At 60.3% G+C, this 1104-nt stretch carries 3 protein-coding genes; 2 read left to right on the top strand and 1 reads right to left on the bottom strand.

All coding sequences use genetic code 11. The features are described 5' to 3' along the window. A partial coding sequence (locus CDQ92_RS20605) for a glucoamylase family protein (protein WP_237246144.1) occupies positions 1-278 on the bottom strand: 278 nt, incomplete at its 3' end. An 82-nt stretch (positions 279-360) separates the two neighbouring features. On the opposite strand from CDQ92_RS20605, the gene CDQ92_RS20600 reads away from it, so the two are divergent. Both CDQ92_RS20600 and CDQ92_RS20595 read left to right on the top strand, forming a co-directional pair. After that, entirely contained in the window at positions 361-630 is a 270-nt protein-coding gene (locus tag CDQ92_RS20600; RefSeq protein ID WP_144035856.1) for a carboxylesterase family protein, read from the top strand. Continuing rightward, on the top strand, positions 627-1104 hold a 478-nt coding region (locus CDQ92_RS20595; protein ID WP_144035855.1), incomplete at its 3' end, for a family 1 glycosylhydrolase. The genes CDQ92_RS20600 and CDQ92_RS20595, both read left to right, overlap by 4 nt.

Below are 1104 nucleotides of genomic sequence, written 5' to 3'. Positions count from 1 at the left end.
CTGGTTGCGCAATCCGGTGAGCGCATCGAACCCGCCGAAGTTGCGATCGTTGAACAGGTTGATGATGTCGAGACGGAAACGCAGGCGCGCTTCGTCGTTGATGAAACCGATCGGCACATATTCTGTCTCTTATACACATCTAGATGTGTATAAGAGACAGACATCGGCTCGAACTGCAGATGCTGCTGGCCGTAATAGGTGCCCCAGTCTTTTTCGAGATCGGCCGCCCAGCCCTTGTCCCAGGCATCCTTGCCGACGGCATGCGTCGGCGAGCCCATTGCGAGGATGTAGACGAGCATGCCCTCATTGTAGCCGATCCAGTCGTGCGGTTCCCACCCTGTCTCTTATACACATCTAGATGTGTATAAGAGACAGGGGGAAGCGTGCCGGTTGATGGACCTGCCCGTCTGGGCCTTCCACGGCGACCGCGACGACGTCGTCGCGCCCGAAGGCAGCTTTGCCATGGCGCGCGCGATCCGCGCGTGCGGCGGCCCCAAGGTCCGCCTGACCATCTATCCCGACCTTGGCCACAATGCCTGGGATCCCGCCTATGACGACCCGGCGCTTTACGCTTGGTTGCTCGAACAAAAGCTCCCCTCCGCAACGATCACCAACAAGGACAAAAAATGAGCAAGAGTGTCTTCCCCGACGATTTCCTGTGGGGCGCGGCGACCGCCGCCTATCAGATCGAAGGATCGCCGCTCGCCGATGGCGCGGGCGCGAGCATCTGGCAGCGGTTCAGCCACGATCCGCGGCTGATGGCGGTCAAGGGCGACACCGGCGACTTCGCCTGCGACCATTATAACCGCATGCCCGCCGATGTCGCGCTGATGAAGGAACTGGGGCTGAAAGCCTATCGCTTCAGCGTCAACTGGGGCCGCGTGCTGCCCGAAGGAATCGGGCGCGTGAACGAACCTGGGCTGGATTTCTATGAGCGCCTCGTCGACGAATTGCTCAAGAACGACATCGAACCGCTGCTGACGCTGCACCATTGGGATTTGCCCGTCGCGCTCGACGACAAGGGCGGCTGGCTTAACCGCGATATCGCCGGCTGGTTCGCCGACTATGGTTCGGTGATGTACCGCCTGTCTCTTATACACATCT

This window comes from Sphingopyxis bauzanensis (assembly GCF_002205675.1).
GTDB classification, from domain to species: Bacteria; Pseudomonadota; Alphaproteobacteria; order Sphingomonadales; family Sphingomonadaceae; genus Sphingopyxis; species Sphingopyxis bauzanensis.
Note: the sequence above shows the minus strand (reverse complement) of the source record. Positions and strands in the feature narration are given on the sequence as shown.